We start from the raw sequence: 1715 nt of genomic DNA, 5'->3' as shown, positions 1-1715 counted from the left end.
GCGCGGACACCGGTGGAGCCGGGATGGGTGCGGCCGGTGGAACGGAGGCCGGTGCGCCGGTTGGCGCGGACATGGGTGCGGCCGGTGGGCCGGAGGCCGGTGCGCCGGTTGGCGCGGACACGGAAGCGGCCGGTGGGCCGGACACGGGTGTGGCGGCCGAGGTGGGCACCGGTGCGGCGGGCGGTGCGGAGACGGGCCGAGCCGGTGGTGCGGAGACCGGCGTGGCCGGCGGTCCGGCAAAGGGTGCGGCGGCAGCCTGTGCGGGCGGGGCGGTCGTGGCTGTGCGCCCGTCGCCGGGTGCCGCGGACACCGGCGCGCCGGGGGCGGAGGCTGCCGTGGCCGGCTCGGCGGACTGCCACGACGGGTGCGACCCGGGGTGGGCCGAGGGAGCGGCAGCGCGTACCGCCGGTTCGGCCGAGTCGGGCCGCGCCGGCACCGCTGGCGTGGCCGGAGCGGCCGACACGGAGGCGGCGTCGGCAACCGCCGGCGGCACCGCGTCGGCGGCCATCGGGTCCTGGCCGGTGGGGGCCGTCGGAGCGACCGGGTCCGTACTGGCCGGCGGCGCGGCCACCGGCGTGTCGGTGTGGGTGGCTGGCCCGGCCAGATCCGGTGCCGTCGGGACGCCGTCGAGCCGCTCGCCGTCGCCGGGCGCTGTTGCCGCGTGGTCGGGGTGGACCGTCGGCGTCGTCGCGGATGCCGCCGTGCCGCCATCGGCGGGCGGTGCGGGCACGGGCGCGGTCGGGCTCTGCTCGGCCGGCCGCACGGCGGCCGGGACGCCGGCAGTCGACGCGGTCGCGTCCCGGCCCTCGGCGGGGGGAGTGGGTGGCTCAGTCGTCGCCGGGCCGTCCGGTGCCGCCGGAGCCGATGCGGTCACACCGACCGGCGGCGCGCCGGCAACCGTCCCGACCGGCGTGCCGGCAACCGCCTCGACGGGCGGCGCGGAGGTCGGTGCCACGGTGTGATCGGTGCGCCGCGGGAGGGCCGGCTCGGCCGGCTGGCGGTCGGCGAAGGCGGCCGATGCCGCCACCTCGTTCCCGACCGGTGCCGCCACCTCGTCCGTGACCGGCTCGGGTGCCGGCGCGGTCGGTCCGGGGTCCGCCGCCGCGGATGGCGGGGCCGGCCGTTCTGTCGCAGTGGTGTCGGCCTTCGCCGCCGGCTTGGCGGGCCCGAACCAGGCGGCCGGTCCGCTCGGAGCGTTGCCGTCCGCCGGCTCCGGACGCAGGGCCGGCGCGGGCGGGTCGCTCGGCGGCGGCGGGACGTAGACCTTCGGCCGGTCGGGGGTGATGGCCAGCCCCGGAGGCGCCAGCTGAGCGGTCTCGGGCGGCGCGGTGCCGCCGCCCGACCCGGGACGGTCGGTGGGAGTCGCGCCGGTTCGGTCGGCCGGGACCGCCGGCGACGCCGGTGGGGCGCTCGCCGGCGCGTCCGGAGTCGGCTGGAACTCCATCCGCAGCCGGGCGGCCGGCGGTGCGGAGCCGGGCCGTCCGTCGGGCGTGGACGGAGGGCGGGCGGCCGGTGGCCGCTGCTCGGGGGCGGGCGCGTCCGGCCGGCCGCCGCCGGGCGTCGCCGACGCCGGACCCCACGCTGGCGGCGCGGCCGTACGGTCGTGGCCGCCGGCAGCCGCCGGGTCGAACGCGGGCGGTGTGCCGACCGGACGGTCCCCAGGGCCGGGCTGCGGTGCGGCCGGGTACGGCGGCACCGGGCGGCCGGATTCCGGT

The 1715-nt window shown here is 81.5% G+C and carries 1 protein-coding gene; it reads left to right on the top strand.

What is annotated here, in order from left to right; all coding sequences use genetic code 11:
* Positions 1-443: 443 nt before the first annotated feature.
* Positions 444-962, top strand: coding sequence for a hypothetical protein (locus tag DLJ47_RS35545; protein ID WP_146228275.1), 519 nt, complete (start codon positions 444-446; stop codon positions 960-962).
* The last annotated feature ends 753 nt before the right edge of the window (positions 963-1715 follow it).

This window comes from Micromonospora sp. S4605, assembly GCF_003176715.1.
Lineage (GTDB): Bacteria > Actinomycetota > Actinomycetes > Mycobacteriales > Micromonosporaceae > Micromonospora > Micromonospora echinaurantiaca.
This window is presented reverse-complemented; position numbering and strand designations above follow the sequence as displayed.